This window comes from Peribacillus simplex (genome assembly GCF_900156045.1).
Lineage (GTDB): Bacteria > Bacillota > Bacilli > Bacillales > DSM-1321 > Peribacillus > Peribacillus simplex_D.
This window is the reverse complement of the sequence record NZ_FTMX01000011.1, coordinates 51,188-68,811: the sequence shown is the minus strand read 5'-3', so window position 1 is coordinate 68,811 and position 17,624 is coordinate 51,188. Positions and strand designations below refer to the sequence as shown.

Sequence of the window (17,624 nt, the reverse complement as noted above, 5' to 3'; positions counted from 1 at the left end):
CGAGCTTTGGAGGCGAAATCAACCACACCGCATTACTTGGTGAATAGCAACAAAGTATGCAAAAACAGCCTAATGTAAAGAATATCACGTTCAAAAGGCCGCCAATTGGCGGCCTTCATAACTTCCCTTGCCTTATCAAAAATAAATGTTTATGTATCGTTTATGGTTACGATCCAATGCTCTGTTCTACTGCAGTATCCCAACTAGGAAAATAATACAATGCATTTTTCATTAACTCAGGATCTGACTTCTTTACCTCTTTCTTTCGAGGTGGCTTCCCTTCTTTTTTTACTAATTCAGAAATTTGATTCACGACTTCTTCAACACTCATATTTACTTCCATCTTTGTTCCCTCCTTCTCGCTATTATTTTTATTTTTTCCCAATTGATGAAAAGTAATACAATTTTTCTTTAGCTAAACAACCAGTTTAGTTTAAGAAGGGAATTTTTTCTTTAATTTGACTGTATGATAATTGAAATGATCGTACAGACAAAAAGCCAACGAAATCGTTGGCTTTTTGTCTAAATAATTCACAAATGCTTTTCCAAGTTATCGTTAGATTCACCTAATAATCGGTTTCAAAGATCCTCCATCATTCTATGTAAAGAATATGCTTCATATTAGCTCAGGAATGGTTCCAGGATTTTGCTTAAAACGGCTGTCATGATGAGCTTCGATGGTTAGTAAGAAGCTTTTCATGGAGTTTGTCATATAAGCATCTTTACGGTGAATGAAGACAGTCGAGATATTGCCGTATTCTTCCGGAATTGCATGCACGTGCACGTTTTCATGGTCTGCAAGGTGATTTACCGCTGAATGGGGTACGAGGGTAATGCCAAGGCCGAGTGTTACGCTGGTTAGGATCGTTTCCAATACATTGAACTCCATGATCCTTTTGGGCATCACTTCTTCCTCTTTCAGCCATTGTTCCAGTTTAGAGCGATAGCCACAGCCCTGACTGAATACTAAAAATGGTTCTGTAATCATTTCTTCAAGGTTAAATGTTTCATTTCTTGTAACTAATACAAGTTTTTCTGTACACACATCGTATGGCTGAATGAGCGGATGTTTAATCGGTCCTGTAACAAAAGCGCCATCCAGCCTATGTTCGATGACATCTTTAATTAAATCCTCGGTTATCCCCGCCTTTATGGATAAATCGACATTGGGATACTGTTTATAATAAGAGGCTAGAATCCTGGGAAGATCGCTGACCGTTTCAACTGTACCGATGTTCAATATCCCTGTAGGTGTTTCACTATCCAGGAATACTTGCTTGAGTTCTTCCACATCAAGCAAAATTTTGTTTACATACTCAAGCATTTTTCTAGCCTCTGCAGTTAAAGACATGCCTCGTTTATGCCGATTGAATAAAGGCGTCCGTAACTCCTGCTCTAAATGCTTAATCCTTGCCGTTACATTGGATTGGACGTAATTCAATTCAACAGCCGCCTTACTTACGCTGCCATATTTAGCGACGCACTGGAATATTTGCAAATCCCGCATTTCCATAAAAGTGCCCCCCTATCTCAACTATCATTAATAATGATGATTATATTCATTTTAAGTCATTTTACATGATAATGACTTTATCATAAGGTGTGTATAGGAATTTAATCAATCATTATTTTTGAGGGGAAGCTTTTATGAAAAAAAATCAAGTTTTAATCGGTGCACTTTTATGTTTGACAGCCAGCATTTCTTGGGGAGCGATGTTTCCAGTTGCAGAAAGGGCCTTAATGTATATTGATCCTTTTTATTTCTCTTTTCTTCGATATTTGGCTGTTAGCGTAATTTTAACGATATTGCTTTTAATTAAAGAAGGGAAGAAGGCTTTTAGCCTGGAAGGGAAAGGGAAGAAATTATTGTTTTTTGGAACGATGGCGTTCACTGTATACAACTTTCTCATTTTCGCAGGTCAAGACTTACTGGGACATAACGGGGTGATTGTCGCTTCCATCATGGAATCATTAATGCCCATGATTTCAGTCTTGATAATGTGGGTTTTCAAAAATGCCAGACCGATGAAGTATACCATCGCCAGCATGTTCATTGCCTTGATAGGGGCCATTCTTGTCATTACCAATGGCGATATATCATTCCTATTTTTATTGAAAGATAGCCTCATCCCTATCCTTTTCATTCTCATCGGGGTTATAGGCTGGGTTATATATACGATGGGCGGCGACCAATTTAATGGATGGTCAACACTTCGCTATTCGACTTTAACGTGCATCTTAGGAACTGCAGTATCAGCAATCATAACATTCCTCGCAACTGCAATGGGCCTGTCTGTCCCTACAGCAGAAGTTATGCAATCCATTTATGGCGAAATGATTTTCATGATTATTTTCCCTGGAGCCATTGCCCTTTTAAGCTGGAATTTAGGCATTAAACTTTTAACGCCTATCAATGGAATCCTATTTATCAATTTAGTTCCAATAACAACGTTGGTCATCATTTTTATCCAAGGAAAATCACTAACATCATCCGAATTACTGGGAACTTTTTTAGTGATATATGCATTGATTCAAAACAATTATTATCAAAGAAAAAACTTGCCTTCCCGAGTTGAGAAAATGAATCCAAGTGAAAAGAATCATTTAATTGAAGGTACACAACATCAATAGGAGGGCAACGATGGATTTATTAACGCTTATGCTAATCTTTGGATTAGCTGTACTGTGGGAATTGGCCACGATTAATAAGAATGTAAAAAAGATGAATGAGCAAAATGCAGAATTAATTAATCTATATCATGATAGAAGTAAAAGAGTTCAGTAAAATAGCCTTTTAGCAATACAACGCAAAAAAGCCTGTCATTGGATAGGCTTCAGACTGTAGACAATTTGAACGCTGATTGGAACGTAGGGCACTCGCTTTCCGCGGGAGTCCCGAACACCCGCTCCAATCTACTTTTTAAAATTTTGATCGAATAACTGAAGCCTTTTAGAGAGGCTTTTTTGCATTTTTGATGATCGTACCATTCACAAGAACGACGTCATCATCCATGAATCCTTTTTCTTATAAACGATTGCACATCCACAATTGGATTACCCTCACTTTGTCGGCGGCCGCGAGCAAATAGAAAAGAGCATGCGTTGAAAAATGATTGATCAAAACATGCCCTTTTTTCAATGTACTTGTATTATAGTTCTTTTTGACATTTTATCATTGTAAATTTAAATGGAGGTTTATTTTCCATATTCTTATGCGGCTCGACAATTTCCGAAGAATCGATCAATCCATATTTTCCAAATTCCTGTTTTATCGAATCGGAATCATAAAAAAACATTTTTACCCCTTCCATTATCTCGAAATAGTCCTTACCTAGTTGTTTGCCCTTGCCAAACATCGGGGCTTCTTTTGAAATAGCAGTAAAAATCATATATCCGTTTGGCTTTAACTGATTATAGCAATCTTTAATAAACTTATCTCTCTCACGATTATTCAATAAGTGAATAAGCGCATAACAAAATATCCCCTCATAAAGTTTGTCATCAAAAGGCATATAGGTTACCGAACCATGAAAAATACTATTATTAAGCCCATTTTGCCTTGCCAAATGTATCGCTGTTTTTGAAATCTCAATACCTGTTATATTTATTCCGTTTTCAATAAATACCTTTGCGTTTCTGCCATATCCAATACCAGGAATCAATATATCCTTAACTTTATTCTCAAAGAAAAAGTCCTTTGCCAAGATTGCGGAGTCTGAAGGTTCAAATCCCCACATCATTTGATTTTCTATAAAACTTGATTCCCAGAATTCTGTCATGCCTCAATCCCCTTTACAAATATTAGCTCTTTTTCTTTGGCTGTTTTCGCATACTTTGTTGCTATTCACCAAGTAATGCGGTGTGGTTGATTTCCCCTCCAATGCTCGCTTTCCGCGGGGCGGGCGGTGAGCCTCCTCGACGTGAACGACTGTGGGGTCTCACCTGTCCCGCTGCTCCCGCAGGAGTCTCGCACTTCCACTCCAATCAACCTTAAATCGTTTCGTTTTAAAAACAACAATGTTAACGAAAAGAGCTTTTTCTTTTTAAAAATACTCTTATGCAGTCAAGGATTTTTATGCCTCCAAAAGAAATGCAGCTTCAACTAAATCCATGATGAGTCCAGCGGCCGCTTTATTGCCCTCCGCCGCAGCAATGACCAGCTGGGAAGGCGTGCTGAGTGATGTATCTCCGCATGCATATACTCCTTCAACCGTTGTTCGCCCAAATGAATCCACTTTAATCCCGCCGTTTGGAGTGATCTCGCAGCCGAGCTGTTCCGCAAAAGGAGCAGACTGCACCAAGTCCATCACCACAATCCCTGCCTCCCTTTTGATTTCCTGTCCGCTTTGCAGCCGGATCGATGTCAGCTGCCCTCCTTTCGATTCAACACCTTCAATCTTTTCTTCCACGACTGTCACGTTCTGCCTAGCCAAGATATCCTTCTCCTCATCAAGCATCTGATAGCCATTTGTAAACACAATTACATCATCGCTCCAGTTTGACAACAGTTTTCCCATATGAGAAGCCCGTTCATTTTCTGCAATCACCGCCAATGCTTGGCCCCGCATTTCCCAGCCGTCACAAAACGGACAGCTGAAAACACTCGTTCCGTATACATTCTGTATGCTTGGAATCTCCGGCAAAACATCCCGAAGACCTGTTGCAAGAAGCACTTTTTTCGCCATGTAATCCGTTCCGCCTTTCGTTTGAATCCGGAACACCCCACTGGCTTTTTCAATAATCTCCACCCGCTCCTCCTTAATGGAGACGGACGGGTATTTCTGGACATCCGTTCTTGCCCGCTTCTTGAACTCTGACGGCTTTACCCCATCCTGTGTGATAAATCCGTGCGACTCCTGCGTCACCCGGTTACGGGGTTTATCCTCATCAAACAAAATTGTTTTCCGTCCAGCACGCCCCATGACCAATGCGGCATTCAGTCCTGCAGGTCCTCCGCCAATGATTACACAATCCAGCACATGAAACACTCCTTCTTTATAAAATCTATTAGAGACCCTTAATATCCTTAATTTGTGTAAAAAAATTTATTTTTCTTTTTTTGTCTCATGACCATGTTTTTTTTCTATCTGCTCCGCAATGCTTTGAATCGTTCGTCCAGCCAGTTCTTTCTTCATGTTGCCTTCCGCCTCGAACATCACGCGCTCAATTATACACTCGCTTTCGTCATGGTCAAACGCACAGTTGAACAGCACCGACTGACCCTCCACCGCTTCAATAACATCCAGAAACGAAATGTCCTGTGCGCGTCGTGAAATGCTGTAGCCGCCTTTTGCCCCTGGCACTGATTCAATTAATCCTGCCTTCACAAGCTTCGTCAAAATCTTCGACAAGTACGTCGGAGACAAATCTTGCATGTACGCCAGCTGATCCACGCTTACCGCCTGACCTTTCGGTTCCATCGTTAAATGCACCATTGTATGTAGTGCATAATTGGTTGCCTTTGAATACTTCATTGATGCACCTCATAATTAAAACTATTACAGACTTTTAATATCCGTAATTGATTGTAACTCAAGCTGCAAAAAACCGCAAACTTTTTTACCTCACCTAACGATCGATCATCCTTCCAAAATCTTGTCTTGTTTAAACAACAGTACATTCCCATTATATATTCCTTTTTAAAATGTTTGGTCATGCAATAGATGTGACTGATAATGATCCACACGAGAAATCAAGGGAAAATTAAAGGGTATGAGCCCCTGTAAATACAGAACTCATACCCTGCCGATGTTGGTTTTTACATCAGGTTATTCACCAAGCTTCTTCCGGATATCCGCTGCTACGTTCTTTAGCGCTTTCTTTGACCCCCGTTCAAGGTCGTGGTTCAATTTCCTTTCTTTGTAGCTAACAAATAAAGTATTGAGATCATAGCCTTCAGGATATAAATCGACGGCCTTTATTTCCAACTCGAGCCTACTGGCATGAACCTCCTTGAAGGTATCTTCGAAAAGAACGGTGACATTATTGTAAGAATCTTTTTTCTTATAAACGATTGCATAGCCATTCAGTTCGCTTACCTTCACTTTGTCACCGACTTCATATTCATAGGATGCTTCCTTAGGAACGGCCGTTGGCTTCGCTTTTTTGATTTTACCTTCCTCGACACGCTCCAAGTCGTAGTCTTTATTGTCGATATAGAGCTTTGCCTTTTGCAGGACCTGTTCACGAACATTCATTTTTTTGGCTATCCAGAGGGCATTGCTTTCCCCGGATTGACCGATCAACAGCTTGTATTTTGGCTCAAGTGTTTCACTGTTGAATTGCATGGCCGCATTCATGAAATCACTGTGTATTTCAGAATAGCGCTTGATTTCACCATAATGGGTGGTCGCGACGGTTATGCAGCCCCTCTGATAAAATTCCTCAAGGATGGCAATCGCCAATGCGGCTCCTTCATTCGGTTCCGTTCCGCTCCCGATTTCATCGAACAGCAGCAAGGAGTTATTGGTTAATGCCCCCATGATTTCCGAGATGTTTTTCATATGCGATGAAAACGTGCTCAGTGCATTTTCAATGCTTTGATTATCACCGATATCGACGAATACCTGATCAAAGACGGCAAGCTCCGTTCCTTCTTTCCCGGCAACATGCAGCCCTGACATGACGGCCAATGTAAGGATGCCGATCGTTTTCAGGACGACTGTTTTACCCCCTGCATTAGGGCCTGTAATAATCAAGCTGCGATAGTCCTTCCCGATTTCAAAATCCAAAGGTACGCTGTCCTGCGGCAAAAGGGGATGTTTACAGCCCTGTAATTTAATATAACCGTGATCATTGATTTTCGGTTCGATGGCATCCATGCTTTTACTGAACTTGGCTTTTGCGAAGATCATGTCATATTGACTGATTAACTCGATGTTTATCTTGATCGGTTTCAGCTGTTCGAAAACCGTTCCGGATAATGTGGCCAAAAGTTGATACTCTTCCATCGATTCCTCCGCTTTTAAACTGGCCAATTCTACATTCAATTTCGTCACCGAGGCAGGTTCGATGAACACGGTAGCCCCTTTTGCAGATACTTCCACAATCGTTCCCGCCACTTGATTTTTATAGGAAGCTTTGATCGGAATTGTGTAGCGATCATCCTTTTTACTGATGAAAAATTCCTGAATGAACTCTTTATTGGCTCCGCTCTTCAAGAACTTATTCAGCCGTTCCTCTATTTTACTTTCTGTCTTGATGATTTGGTTCCTGATCCGTTTCAGGTCCTTGCTTGCTTCGGAAACAACAGCATTTCCTTTTATGGTGAATTGGATTTCTTCTTCAATGCTCCTGAATTCAGTCATGGACCGGGCATAGGAATGCAGTGTTGGTGCAAAGAACTCTTTATCGATCATGAATTTCCTGATATTCCTGCAGCCTCTTAAGAAGTCTGCTATCGCCACTAACTCTGACGGCTCCAAAATCATTCCTTTTTCCAGTTTGTCGATATGGAGTCCAATATGTGAAATGCCTTTCAAGGGAATATGGCTTTCCGCATTCAGTAAGTTCCTTGCTTCCGTTGTCTCGTTCAAACGATTTTTAACGACTTTCAAAATGCTGCTCGGCTTAAGCTGATCCAATAACGCTTTTCCTAAACCGCTTACGCAATGGTTTTTCACCATTTCCTTGAGTTGGATATATTGTAATTTTTCATAAGTCATTGTATTCATCTCATGATCCTCCTTGAATGAGTGAGTGATTAAAATTCCCGAATCCAAAAAAATGCCCGCAATGGTCCCCCTACCTTTACAAATGAACAAGCCATTTGAGTAGAAAGCTCCTGCGGGCATCGGCCTTATCTATGGATAAGTACCTAAAATCGATAACAAATTGGGCAGCTCGAATAGACCTGCGTACACAAAAAAGCATGATAGGACAAATCCCACCATGCTTTTCGCCGTAACACCTGCATGTTACACGATTTATGGAAAAGGAAGCAGTCTTAAGGTAGGTATTCACAATGCAGAATTGCACTGTGAAAAAAGGCATACTTAATCCACTGGCATACCAGTGATTAAATACCTTATTCAACTAAATTAGTTGATACCTACTCCCGACATAAAACACCACACCTTTTCTTAGATTGGAATTAACATACCATATCAGTAAGAAAGAGTCAATTCATTTTTTTGCCATCCTTCGAATCTATTCATGTAACCAAGGGGGTATTGGCTTTAACAGCCATAATGCTTCAGTAACTCCCCTTTTCAGTTCTGAATATTTACATTAGAATTGGGGTATGATATCCTTATATTAACATAAACTAAAAACACCCCCATGCTGGTAACATGAGGGTGACAACTGCAAGAGTGAGCGATCACTTTTCTAAACAATTTAATCTTGGTCAGAAGAAGAACCACTGCGATCTTGCGAGGATGAGTGGTTCTTTTTCCTTTTCTTGGCGAACGCAGACAGGATTAGACTGGTTGCTACAGCAACAAATATCTCTTTACCCATATCTGTAATTAAGTTCAATAAGAAATGCATCATACGGCCACCCCCTTTCCCATCTATAATTAGATGGAAAAGCAAAACAGTGACCTCCCACTCTATCCTCAGTTGTCCCTCTATTTTATCATATCTTTCACATTATGGAAAATATATGAAAATTAAATACGATAAGAGAGTGTGCGTCTTACAAGTGCAGCTAACATTTGACGCCTGTTTCGCCATTAAAAAAAGGGGATTATCCAGTGGATAATCCCCTTTGCGGTTTAAGCTTCATCACTCATTATGAGAGGGACTGTTTTCCCTTCATTCACGTTGATTAATCCATGGTCGGTTATTTTCAGGGCCGGACTGACAGGAAGCGATAAGGTGCTTAATGACATGATGACATTATAATGTTCGTAGCCTAACGATTTAAGTGCATCTGTCAGGTGCTGAACCTGCCTTGATACGATGTCCATTGGCTCTTCGGAAAGGATCCCCCCTACCGGAAGAGGAATCATGGATAGGACCTTGCCGTCTTCAACGCAGCAGACTCCGCCTTGCTTCCTTATTACTTCGTTCGCGGCCATCATCATATCCTGCTTATTATGGCCAATCACCAGGAGATTATGGTTATCATGCGAATAGGTTGTGGCGACCGCTCCACGCTTCAAGACATCGCCGGTGATCAACCCGTGCGCCCGATTACCGTTTTTCCCATATCGTTCGAATGTGGCGATTAAACCATAAGGGCTTTCTTCCCAGCATAATTGACCATTCTTCCCACCTAAACGATCATGGGTTTCAGATGTGAAAGTAGAACCATTCTGCACGTTTATGATCCGGCACTTGCTGCGTTCAAGCTGTTCCGGGATTGTGATGGTAAAATCGTTTTCCGTAAGTTCGGCAAGCTTCACGCTTTGATAGAAATGCCCAGGAAATTGTCTTTCCTTCACTTCTTGCACATATGGCCGTGAAGATTCATAAACGAGCTCACCTGTTTTGTATACTTGTTCAATTTCAAATGTTTCCAAGTCCGATAGCAGCAGGAAATCTGCCGTTTTTCCAGGTGCAATGGCGCCCCGGTCATACATCCTCATCCGCTGTGCAGGTGTATAGGTGCATGCATATATCGCTTTTTCCGGAGTCATCCCCATTTGAATGGCTTTCTTTAAAAGGACATTCAGATGTCCCCTGTTTTGGAAAGAGTCGGTCATGACATCATCGGTGACAAAGCAGAAATGCTCATCCACCTGATTTTCCTTCAAGTAATCTATCACTTCTTCAGTCATTGATTTTTCTTGAATCTCAATGAACATCCCGGCAGCGATCCTCGCATCCATCCCTTCCACGGTCTGGTGTGTATGGTCTGAATTCACTCCGGCATAAACAATCTTCTGCAAATCCAAGTCGAGCAGCTTTGGAACGTGCCCCTCTATGATCAGATCTGGATAACGGGAACGGATATGGGACAAAATCTTATTCGTTTTGCAATCCGGGTCGGTTATGACCTCATAGTAATTCATGATCTCGCCGAGACATTTAATGTCCTCGGTTTGCATCAATTCATCTATATCATCTATTTCGATAGAACCGCCTGTTGTTTCCATCGATGTGGCAGGAACGGAACTCGGGATGGCATAAAACATATCCGCTACGCAATCTTTACTCGCTTTGATCATTTCCTTCACACCGGAAATTCCGAAAACATTGGCCATTTCATGCGGTTCCGGAACGATCGTCGTCACGCCATTCTTGATTAACCCGTAGGAAAAAGTCGCAGGCGTCACCATCGTACTTTCAATGTGGAGATGGATATCGATCAGGCCTGGAACCATATACTTCCCTTGCCCATCGACGATTCGATCCGACTCGAAGGCATCCAATTCCCGGTTTCCAATATAATAGAACTTTCCATCCTTGATGGCTGCATTCCCTTTAATGAATCTTTTAAAATAGCTGTTAAACACGTTGATATCTCTTACAAGCATATCCATTCGCATAACTTACCCTCCTAAGCTAGTCCACAAGCACCATCTGGTTTTTCGGAATTTCAAGGATGATTTCCTGACCCGTCCGGTAGGATTCCGTCATTTCCTTATTCACGGTGAAATCCCCTATTGGAGTTTCAACGACATATTGATAGCTTCTTCCCAGATAGGTACTTACCTTAACCCGGCCAGATAAACTATTTTCCTGAACAGCTCCAGTGTTATCTTTTTCCCTGATCAACAGATCGTCCGGCCTGATGGCGCCTGTTTTTCCCGTTGTATTGGCCATCTGTGCATCCTTGTGCAGCACAAATGAGTAGCCGGATTTGTTCAGTTCTATTTTACCGTCATGATCTGTCCGCTTATCGAACTCAATGAAGTTCTTGAAGCCGATGAAGTCTGCGACAAATTTGGTTTCAGGATATTTGTAAATGGTTGCAGGATCACTAAGCTGCTCGATGATCCCTTTATTCATGATTGCCACCTGGTCGGATATCGAAAAGCATTCTTCCTGGTCATGGGAGACATATACCGTTGTAATCCCCAGCTCTTGTTGGATACGGCGGATCTCGACCCTCATATTCACCCTTAAGTTGGCATCAAGATTACTCAAAGGCTCATCAAATAATAGGATGTCCGGTTCTATCACCAGCGCCCTGGCAATCGCAACCCGCTGCTTTTGGCCTCCGGAAAGCTCTTGGGGATATCTCTTTTCAAACCCTTTTAAATTGACGATTTCGAGCACATTCATTACTTTTTTTTCGATTTCACTTTTAGAAATTTTTCTCAGACGGAGACCGAATGCAATATTATCGAATATCGACAAATGCGGAAATAATGCATAGTTTTGGAACACAAAGCCAAAATTCCGCTTGTTGACGGGCACTTTCGTATAGTCCTTTTCCTTGAATAAAAACTTCCCTTCGTTCGCCTGTAAAAACCCGGCAATTAACCTTAGAGTCGTCGTTTTCCCACAGCCGCTCGGGCCAAGAAGGGATACCAGTTTCCCTTTTTCAATCTCAAGATTGAAATCTTTTAATATATTCTGTTTGTTATATGCTACAGATATATCTTGTAAAGTGAATAAAGCCATCCATCATTACCTCCCTATCGTTTTGTGAAATAAGACAATCCCATGAGCCGTTCTACTATAAACATGAAGAATGCCGTTATGAACATGAGTAATACGGAAATGGCCGAAATGGTAGGATCGAAGTAGTTCTCTACATACGTCAGCATCTGAATCGGAAACGTACTTACCCCAGGGCCTGTCATATAAACTGAAATGTCTACATTATTGAAGGATTCCAAGAAGGCGATCATGACTGCCGCAAGAATTCCTGATTTTATATTCGGAAGGACGACTGTAAAGAATGTGCCCAATTTACTGGCGCCGAGACTCTCCGCCGCTTCTTCAATGGAAAAGTCAAAGTTTGATAAGCTTGAAGAAATCACGCGGATGATGAACGGAAGCATGATAACAGTATGTCCCACAAACAGGGCCGCATAAATCGGAAGCTGATAAGTCCCCACAATATAACGTAAAAACGCAAAGCCGAGCACAATTCCCGGTATTAATATGGGAGAAACGAAAAATGCATTGATCACGCTTTTCCCTTTGAAATCAAACCTGCTTAGTGCATAGGCAGCCGGCACTCCCAGTAACAGTGCCAAAAGGTTGCCTGCCAGTGAAACAAGGATGGACGTTTTAAAAGCGACCAAAAACATTTCCACATTAAAAATATTTTCGTACCATCTTAAAGAAAACTCTTCTGGCGGGAACTTCAAAATATTTCCGCCTTCGAATGACGTAACGGATATGATAAGCAAAGGCCCTAGTAAAAAAAGGAACACCAGGAGAGTAAACAGGGCCAATCCTCGATTTTTTTCCTGCATACACCTCTACCCCTTTGGATTTAATTTTTTTGCCAAACCATTCATGATCGATATGATAAGGACTGTCACCGCAATCATTATGGTAGCGACAATCGATGCCACTTGCCATTCGTTCAATGTAATCGCGTTTTGATAAAGAAATGTCGAAATGACCCGCTGTTTCCCGCCTAATAAAGCAGGCGTTGTATAGGCCGTGAAGCTCCCTACAAAAACAAGGATGCTACCAATGACCAAACCAGGAACCGAAAGCGGGATGACCACTTTCGAGAATACGGCCAACCTTGATGCTCCAAGGCTCTCCGCCGCTTTTAATAAGTCAGTCTCGATGTTCTCCATCACACCCACCAGCGTCACGATGATCAATGGCAGGAATAAATGGACCAATCCGATGATGATGGCCGTAGGCGTATACAAAATATCAAGCGGCTTTTCAATCAAGCCCATGCCCATGAGCAATTTATTCACCACTCCGTTTTTACCGATGATCACCATCCAGCTGAATGAGCGGACCACAGGGCTTGTCAATAGCGGGAAGATCGTCAGCAAAAGCATGATGGCTTTTTTTCGTTGTTTCAGTTTTGAAATATAATAAGCTGCTGGAAATCCTAATAGAATGCAAATGATTGTCGTGAACAGACTCACCCTAAGTGTCGTCAGCAGAATTTCAATAAAGTATCGATCTTGGAAAAAATCGAGATATCCTTGTATAGAAAAGCCGCCGTTTTCATTAAAAAATGTCGTGCCAATCGTCATTAGGATCGGAATGATCATGAAAATCGTTAAAAATAGAACGCCTGGAAACAGCAACAGGTATAGATAGCGTTTTTTCACCTCGGAACCCCCTGTTCGTATTATTTATGAATTGATTATGCGAATGAACAGGTCGAAAAACGCTTCCGCATCAACGTCCAGACAAACATGCGCATTTGGCGGCTTCATCAGCCTATTTTGAAAGTCACAGACCATCTGTCCGTCACAAAGATCACTCTTTGTTTCAACATCCACATAATATTCTTCTCTGGTGACAAGATCTGCTTGCAAAGCAATGGCTACAGCCAATGGATCATGCATCGCACAGGCCCATATACCGTTACGTTCAAAATACCTTTTCCGATAATCTGATGTACTTTCCCTTATATAGTCGGCAAGTTCAAGGTTTTGAATCAGTTGGATATGTTCTTCACCCAATAGAACCTTTCTCGTGACATCAAGACCAACTTGCGTGATGGATGTGAATCCCGCCTGTAATACGATTTTGGCTGCTTCAGGATCGACATACGTGTTATATTCAGAGGTTGGCGTGACATTGCCAACCCCTTGAACGACTCCGCCCATGAAAATGACTTCTTTAACGAGCTTGGTGATTTGCGGACATTTTTTCACCGCTAATGCCAAATTCGTAAGAGGTCCCGTCATGACAAGCGTCACTTCACCAGGAAAATTCAAAATGGAATTGATGATGAAATCAGAAGCAAATCCATCATCAGGCCGCTTTTTGACTGGCACATCCTTCAAGGCTCCGCCAATCCCGTCTTCGCCATGGACCCGGTGTTCAAAAAAGGGGCTCCTGATAATTGGTCTATCTGCCCCCTTTATGACTGAAATGTCCTGTTCACTCAATAAATCCAATATTTTGCATGTATTCAATGTGGCCGTATCAAGTGATACATTCCCGTTCACCGTTGTTACCGCCAATATGTCGAATTGACGGCTTTTAACAGCAAGAATGATCCCGATTGCATCATCTATTCCAGTATCCACATCAAGAATCATTTTTTTCTTCATCAAGCACACCTCGTTTCTTTCTTAGTGTGTAAGCTCACGATTCCAACGATCGATCCATTGTTTAGAGTCCTCATTTACAAACTTCATGTCCAATACACGGAGGCTGTTAATGACGTCATCTCCATAGGTTAAGCCTTTCGCTTCCGTTTTAGAGAGCTTGACTTCCGTATTGACAGGAGAATCCACTTTCGCTTTCGCTGATTTTTCCTGAACTTCCTTGCTTAAGATGTAATTCATGAATTCGCCGGCCAATTCTTTTTGATCGCTGGCTTTAACAATATTCACCGTATTCATCACTGCGTAGCCGCCTTCTTCAGGGGAAATGAACTTAGCATTGGGAACGGCTTCCTGTAAATCGCCAAAATACATTTCCATGATCGGGCCTGCAGCGATCTCCCCTTGCGAGAACATGTTGACGAACTCTGATGTTTGCCCATATTCCTTAACCGCATTCGGCATGATCTTTTTCATTTGATCGAAGGCTTTATCTTCATTGAACTCTTTACTTCCGCTAACTTTTGAAGCGGCATCCAAAAACATCGGTCCAGTTGTTGAAGTGATGGATGGGATCGTGATCTTCCCTGCCAAATCCTTGCTCCAAAGATCTTTCCAAGAGGTGATCGGTTTACTCACTTCATCGGGATTATAGGCAATGCCAAATTGTGCAATCGTATAGGCTGGTCCAAAGTCATCGCCATTCGGCGCTTTTGCCTTGTCGTATATATTATCAATATTCGGAATTTTGCTATGGTCGACTTTCTCGAATAATCCTTCATCGATGCCCTGCTGTGCATAGTAGTCGGATAAATAGATAACATCCACATCGCTATTCGCTTGGCGTACTTTGTTCAATCGATCTGCATTATTTCCTGAATCAACAACAATCTCTACATTATGCTTCTTTTCAAATGGCTCATAAACTTCCGGACGGAAGAAATCATCGGCGAATCCCCAAGTGGAAACGACTAATTTGGTTGGTTTTTCCTTACCATCCTCTTTTGAAGAGCATGCAGCTAAAACTAATGTGAAAAGTGATAACATCATCAATATTTTTTTCATCATCCAAACCTCCAAGTTCATATTTTTTAAAATTTCCTTTTTACTGATATAAATGTAAAAAAAGACAATCTTAAATAGAATTAAAATTCTACCCAAGATTGTCTTTTCTTTGTAAACAAAGATAAAACTTATCATTTGGTTCTATAGTGGCGTTCCCTCCAGATAAATCCGAAGTGAAATCCATTTATATGATTACTTAATTTTTTCCTTCAAAACAATATTGGTGAATGCCAGCTGCGTCGCTGAGTCATAATCCCTCAGGACAGCTTCAATATCCCAATTTGTTTGCGTTTCCAGCTTTTGTTTCAATTTCTTTTTATAAAGCAGGGACATATGAAAGTCCACCTCCTGCTTCAGGCTGGGAACTTCCCCTTCCAAAGCTTCAGAGCGCGGGGCACGTCGATGTTTGGCCTGAAATGTAATCACATTCTGCTCAACAGTAACCTTCAGCAGCGTCGTACCAAAGCCGAACAATTCCTTCGATACCTCATTATACATATGAGAAAGCAATTTCTTCGTTTCGTTAGAGTTTATCGGTAAGATGACTATCACCTGCCAAACTATCGTTTGAGGTAATTATATATACTTTTTTTTAATTGCACAAGATAATATTCGGATTTCGCACAAAAAAAATGTTTTTTTAAATTAAATAGTACATTTACTCACCAATACACGAATTATAAAAATAAGCATAAGGAGATTTCAATATATTTATATAACTTTATATTCAATCCAGCACTTCTATTAATGAAAACTTTTTCAGAGAAATAAGCGCAGGATTGAAAACAATTGATATAACCTTGCATCGCATTGAAAACGCTATCATTCGGATTTAATATAGTTAGTATAGAGCGATAAAAAATAGAGAGTATCAAAGGCTCGTTAAATAAGGGAGGAATTATTATGAAGAAAGCTTTTGAGAAAGCGCAGCAGTTCGGTAAATCTTTTATGCTCCCGATTGCCGTTTTGCCAGCGGCCGGTTTATTGCTGGGAATTGGCGGGGCGCTTTCCAATCCAAATACAGTTGAGGCCTATCCTTTTTTAGACTTTGCTTGGCTGCAGGCCATTTTCACGATCATGAGTTCTGCAGGAAGCATCGTATTCGGCAACTTGCCGGTCATTTTTGCCGTAGGTGTTGCAGTAGGATTGGCACGTTCGGATAAAGGGACCGCTGCACTGGCAGCCATGATCGGCTACTTCGTCATGAACAGTTCAATAAATGCACTGCTTCAAATTAACGGGGAACTTGCCAAAGAGAATTTGGCAGGTGCCGGACAGGGAATGGCGGTCGGGATCCAAACACTGGAGACCGGTGTGTTTGGCGGTATCGTAGTAGGTGTCGTCGCCGCATTTTTGCACAATAAATATAATAAAATTCAGCTTCCGCAAGTTTTAGGGTTTTTCGGCGGTTCCCGTTTCATTCCGATCATCGTTTCCTTCGCATCCATCTTGGTTGGAGCCGTGCTTTTTATCGTGTGGCCTTATTTCCAGCTTCTCATTAACCAATTAGGTGCGCTGGTAACGAGCACAGGTACGATCGGGACTTTCTTTTACGGATTCATATTACGGATGCTCGGGCCGTTAGGGTTGCACCATATTTTCTACCTTCCCTTCTGGCAAACAGCATTAGGCGGAACGATGGAGATAAAAGGGCAGATTGTAAGCGGGACCCAGAATATCTTCTTTGCGCAATTGGCCGATCCGACTACCGTCAAGTACTATGAGGGTGTTTCCCGGTTCATGTCCGGACGGTTCATCACGATGATGTTTGGTTTACCCGGCGCGGCACTGGCCATTTATCACTGCGCTAAACCTAAAAATAAGAAAGTCGTGGCCGGCTTGCTTCTTTCAGCTGCCTTGACCTCTTTCTTAACAGGCATAACCGAACCGCTTGAATTCAGTTTCTTATTTGTCGCCCCGATCCTTTATGTTTTTCATGCCTTGTTTGACGGACTTGCCTTCATGATGGCAGATATATTCAATATAACGATCGGTCAAACTTTTTCTGGAGGGTTTATTGATTTTACTTTATTCGGGATACTCCAGGGAATCAGTAAAACAAACTGGATTTATGTACTGCTCGTCGGCATTCCATGGTTTTTCCTATATTACTTCACTTTTAAATTCTTGATCAGGAAGAAGAACTTGAAAGTGGTCGGCCGTGAAGATGATGAACAGGCCGCCGTTACACAAGTAACCGCATCAGAGAGAACCCAGACCATCGTCAATGGTTTAGGCGGACAGGAAAATATCGATATAGTCGATTGCTGTGCAACCCGTCTGCGTGTCACGGTAAAGGATGAATCATTGGTGAAAGAAGACGTCATTAAACAAACCGGTTCAAAAGGCGTCGTAAAAAAAGGAAATGGCATTCAAATAGTATACGGTCCCCAAGTGACGATCATCAAAAATGAAGTGGAAGAATACTTGGGTCATTAAGAACATAGATAACGATAAGGA

17 protein-coding genes are annotated in these 17,624 nt (G+C 41.6%); 3 read left to right on the top strand and 14 right to left on the bottom strand.

From position 1 onward, the window contains the following. Positions 1–166 precede the first annotated feature (166 nt). On the bottom strand, positions 167–343 hold the full coding sequence (locus BW986_RS30465) for a hypothetical protein (protein ID WP_179086174.1): 177 nt from the start codon (positions 341–343) through the stop codon (positions 167–169). A 273-nt stretch (positions 344–616) separates the two neighbouring features. After that, a complete protein-coding gene (locus BW986_RS25910; RefSeq protein WP_076372219.1) occupies positions 617–1,513 on the bottom strand; it encodes a LysR family transcriptional regulator in 897 nt (298 codons plus the stop codon). Between the two features lie 134 nt (positions 1,514–1,647). On the opposite strand from BW986_RS25910, the gene BW986_RS25905 reads away from it, so the two are divergent. After that, the gene (locus BW986_RS25905; RefSeq protein ID WP_076372217.1) at positions 1,648–2,631 is read left to right on the top strand and encodes a DMT family transporter; all 984 of its coding nucleotides are present in this window, start codon (positions 1,648–1,650) and stop codon (positions 2,629–2,631) included. Between the two features lie 10 nt (positions 2,632–2,641). After that, positions 2,642–2,785 (top strand): hypothetical protein, encoded by a 144-nt coding sequence (locus tag BW986_RS30460; protein ID WP_179086173.1) that lies wholly within the window; start codon positions 2,642–2,644, stop codon positions 2,783–2,785. Positions 2,786–3,149: 364 nt separating this feature from the next. Here BW986_RS30460 and BW986_RS25900 read toward each other — a convergent pair whose 3' ends face one another. The 12 genes from BW986_RS25900 to BW986_RS25845 all read right to left on the bottom strand — a co-directional run bounded on the left by BW986_RS25900 (position 3,150) and on the right by BW986_RS25845 (position 15,662). Then, complete coding sequence (locus tag BW986_RS25900) at positions 3,150–3,779, bottom strand: class I SAM-dependent methyltransferase (RefSeq protein WP_076372215.1); 630 nt, start codon at positions 3,777–3,779, stop codon at positions 3,150–3,152. A gap of 294 nt (positions 3,780–4,073) precedes the next feature. Next, positions 4,074–4,979, bottom strand: a complete 906-nt coding sequence (locus tag BW986_RS25895; protein ID WP_076372213.1) for an NAD(P)/FAD-dependent oxidoreductase — start codon at positions 4,977–4,979, stop codon at positions 4,074–4,076. Positions 4,980–5,045: 66 nt separating this feature from the next. Continuing rightward, positions 5,046–5,474, bottom strand: coding sequence for an Rrf2 family transcriptional regulator (locus BW986_RS25890; protein ID WP_076372211.1), 429 nt, complete (start codon positions 5,472–5,474; stop codon positions 5,046–5,048). A 294-nt stretch (positions 5,475–5,768) separates the two neighbouring features. Further along, the gene (locus BW986_RS25885; protein ID WP_076372209.1) at positions 5,769–7,673 is read right to left on the bottom strand and encodes an endonuclease MutS2; all 1,905 of its coding nucleotides are present in this window, start codon (positions 7,671–7,673) and stop codon (positions 5,769–5,771) included. 664 nt (positions 7,674–8,337) lie between these two features. Next, positions 8,338–8,535, bottom strand: coding sequence for a hypothetical protein (locus tag BW986_RS25880; RefSeq protein WP_076372207.1), 198 nt, complete (start codon positions 8,533–8,535; stop codon positions 8,338–8,340). Between the two features lie 182 nt (positions 8,536–8,717). Then, positions 8,718–10,436, bottom strand: coding sequence for an adenine deaminase C-terminal domain-containing protein (locus BW986_RS25875; RefSeq protein ID WP_076372205.1), 1,719 nt, complete (start codon positions 10,434–10,436; stop codon positions 8,718–8,720). Between the two features lie 16 nt (positions 10,437–10,452). Continuing rightward, complete coding sequence (locus BW986_RS25870) at positions 10,453–11,517, bottom strand: ABC transporter ATP-binding protein (protein ID WP_076372203.1); 1,065 nt, start codon at positions 11,515–11,517, stop codon at positions 10,453–10,455. A gap of 14 nt (positions 11,518–11,531) precedes the next feature. Next, positions 11,532–12,320: an ABC transporter permease gene (locus tag BW986_RS25865; protein ID WP_076372201.1), complete on the bottom strand. Its 789-nt coding sequence runs from the start codon at positions 12,318–12,320 to the stop codon at positions 11,532–11,534. A gap of 6 nt (positions 12,321–12,326) precedes the next feature. Continuing rightward, positions 12,327–13,151, bottom strand: a complete 825-nt coding sequence (locus BW986_RS25860) for an ABC transporter permease (protein ID WP_076372199.1) — start codon at positions 13,149–13,151, stop codon at positions 12,327–12,329. Positions 13,152–13,175: 24 nt separating this feature from the next. Further along, positions 13,176–14,105 carry a nucleoside hydrolase gene (locus BW986_RS25855; protein WP_076372197.1) on the bottom strand — a complete coding sequence of 310 codons (930 nt, stop codon included), beginning with the start codon at positions 14,103–14,105 and terminating at the stop codon, positions 13,176–13,178. Between the two features lie 21 nt (positions 14,106–14,126). Beyond that, positions 14,127–15,164: an ABC transporter substrate-binding protein gene (locus BW986_RS25850; protein WP_076372349.1), complete on the bottom strand. Its 1,038-nt coding sequence runs from the start codon at positions 15,162–15,164 to the stop codon at positions 14,127–14,129. Positions 15,165–15,356: 192 nt separating this feature from the next. Beyond that, positions 15,357–15,662, bottom strand: a complete 306-nt coding sequence (locus tag BW986_RS25845) for a DUF2294 domain-containing protein (RefSeq protein WP_081395810.1) — start codon at positions 15,660–15,662, stop codon at positions 15,357–15,359. A gap of 405 nt (positions 15,663–16,067) precedes the next feature. Here BW986_RS25845 and BW986_RS25840 point away from each other — a divergent pair, with 405 nt between their 5' ends. Further along, positions 16,068–17,603, top strand: a complete 1,536-nt coding sequence (locus BW986_RS25840) for a maltose/glucose-specific PTS transporter subunit IIC (protein WP_076372193.1) — start codon at positions 16,068–16,070, stop codon at positions 17,601–17,603. The last annotated feature ends 21 nt before the right edge of the window (positions 17,604–17,624 follow it).

What these genes read in the sequence shown, in the direction of transcription:
- BW986_RS30465 (WP_179086174.1), bottom strand. Translation starts at nt 343, where the DNA reads ATGGAAGTAAATATGAGTGTTGAAGAAGTCGTGAATCAAATTTCTGAA.
- BW986_RS25910 (WP_076372219.1), bottom strand. Translation starts at nt 1,513, where the DNA reads ATGGAAATGCGGGATTTGCAAATATTCCAGTGCGTCGCTAAATATGGC.
- BW986_RS25905 (WP_076372217.1), top strand. Translation starts at nt 1,648, where the DNA reads ATGAAAAAAAATCAAGTTTTAATCGGTGCACTTTTATGTTTGACAGCC.
- BW986_RS30460 (WP_179086173.1), top strand. Translation starts at nt 2,642, where the DNA reads ATGGATTTATTAACGCTTATGCTAATCTTTGGATTAGCTGTACTGTGG.
- BW986_RS25900 (WP_076372215.1), bottom strand. Translation starts at nt 3,779, where the DNA reads ATGACAGAATTCTGGGAATCAAGTTTTATAGAAAATCAAATGATGTGG.
- BW986_RS25890 (WP_076372211.1), bottom strand. Translation starts at nt 5,474, where the DNA reads ATGAAGTATTCAAAGGCAACCAATTATGCACTACATACAATGGTGCAT.
- BW986_RS25885 (WP_076372209.1), bottom strand. Translation starts at nt 7,673, where the DNA reads ATGAATACAATGACTTATGAAAAATTACAATATATCCAACTCAAGGAA.
- BW986_RS25875 (WP_076372205.1), bottom strand. Translation starts at nt 10,436, where the DNA reads ATGCGAATGGATATGCTTGTAAGAGATATCAACGTGTTTAACAGCTAT.
- BW986_RS25870 (WP_076372203.1), bottom strand. Translation starts at nt 11,517, where the DNA reads ATGGCTTTATTCACTTTACAAGATATATCTGTAGCATATAACAAACAG.
- BW986_RS25865 (WP_076372201.1), bottom strand. Translation starts at nt 12,320, where the DNA reads ATGCAGGAAAAAAATCGAGGATTGGCCCTGTTTACTCTCCTGGTGTTC.
- BW986_RS25855 (WP_076372197.1), bottom strand. Translation starts at nt 14,105, where the DNA reads ATGAAGAAAAAAATGATTCTTGATGTGGATACTGGAATAGATGATGCA.
- BW986_RS25850 (WP_076372349.1), bottom strand. Translation starts at nt 15,164, where the DNA reads ATGAAAAAAATATTGATGATGTTATCACTTTTCACATTAGTTTTAGCT.
- BW986_RS25845 (WP_081395810.1), bottom strand. Translation starts at nt 15,662, where the DNA reads ATGTATAATGAGGTATCGAAGGAATTGTTCGGCTTTGGTACGACGCTG.
- BW986_RS25840 (WP_076372193.1), top strand. Translation starts at nt 16,068, where the DNA reads ATGAAGAAAGCTTTTGAGAAAGCGCAGCAGTTCGGTAAATCTTTTATG.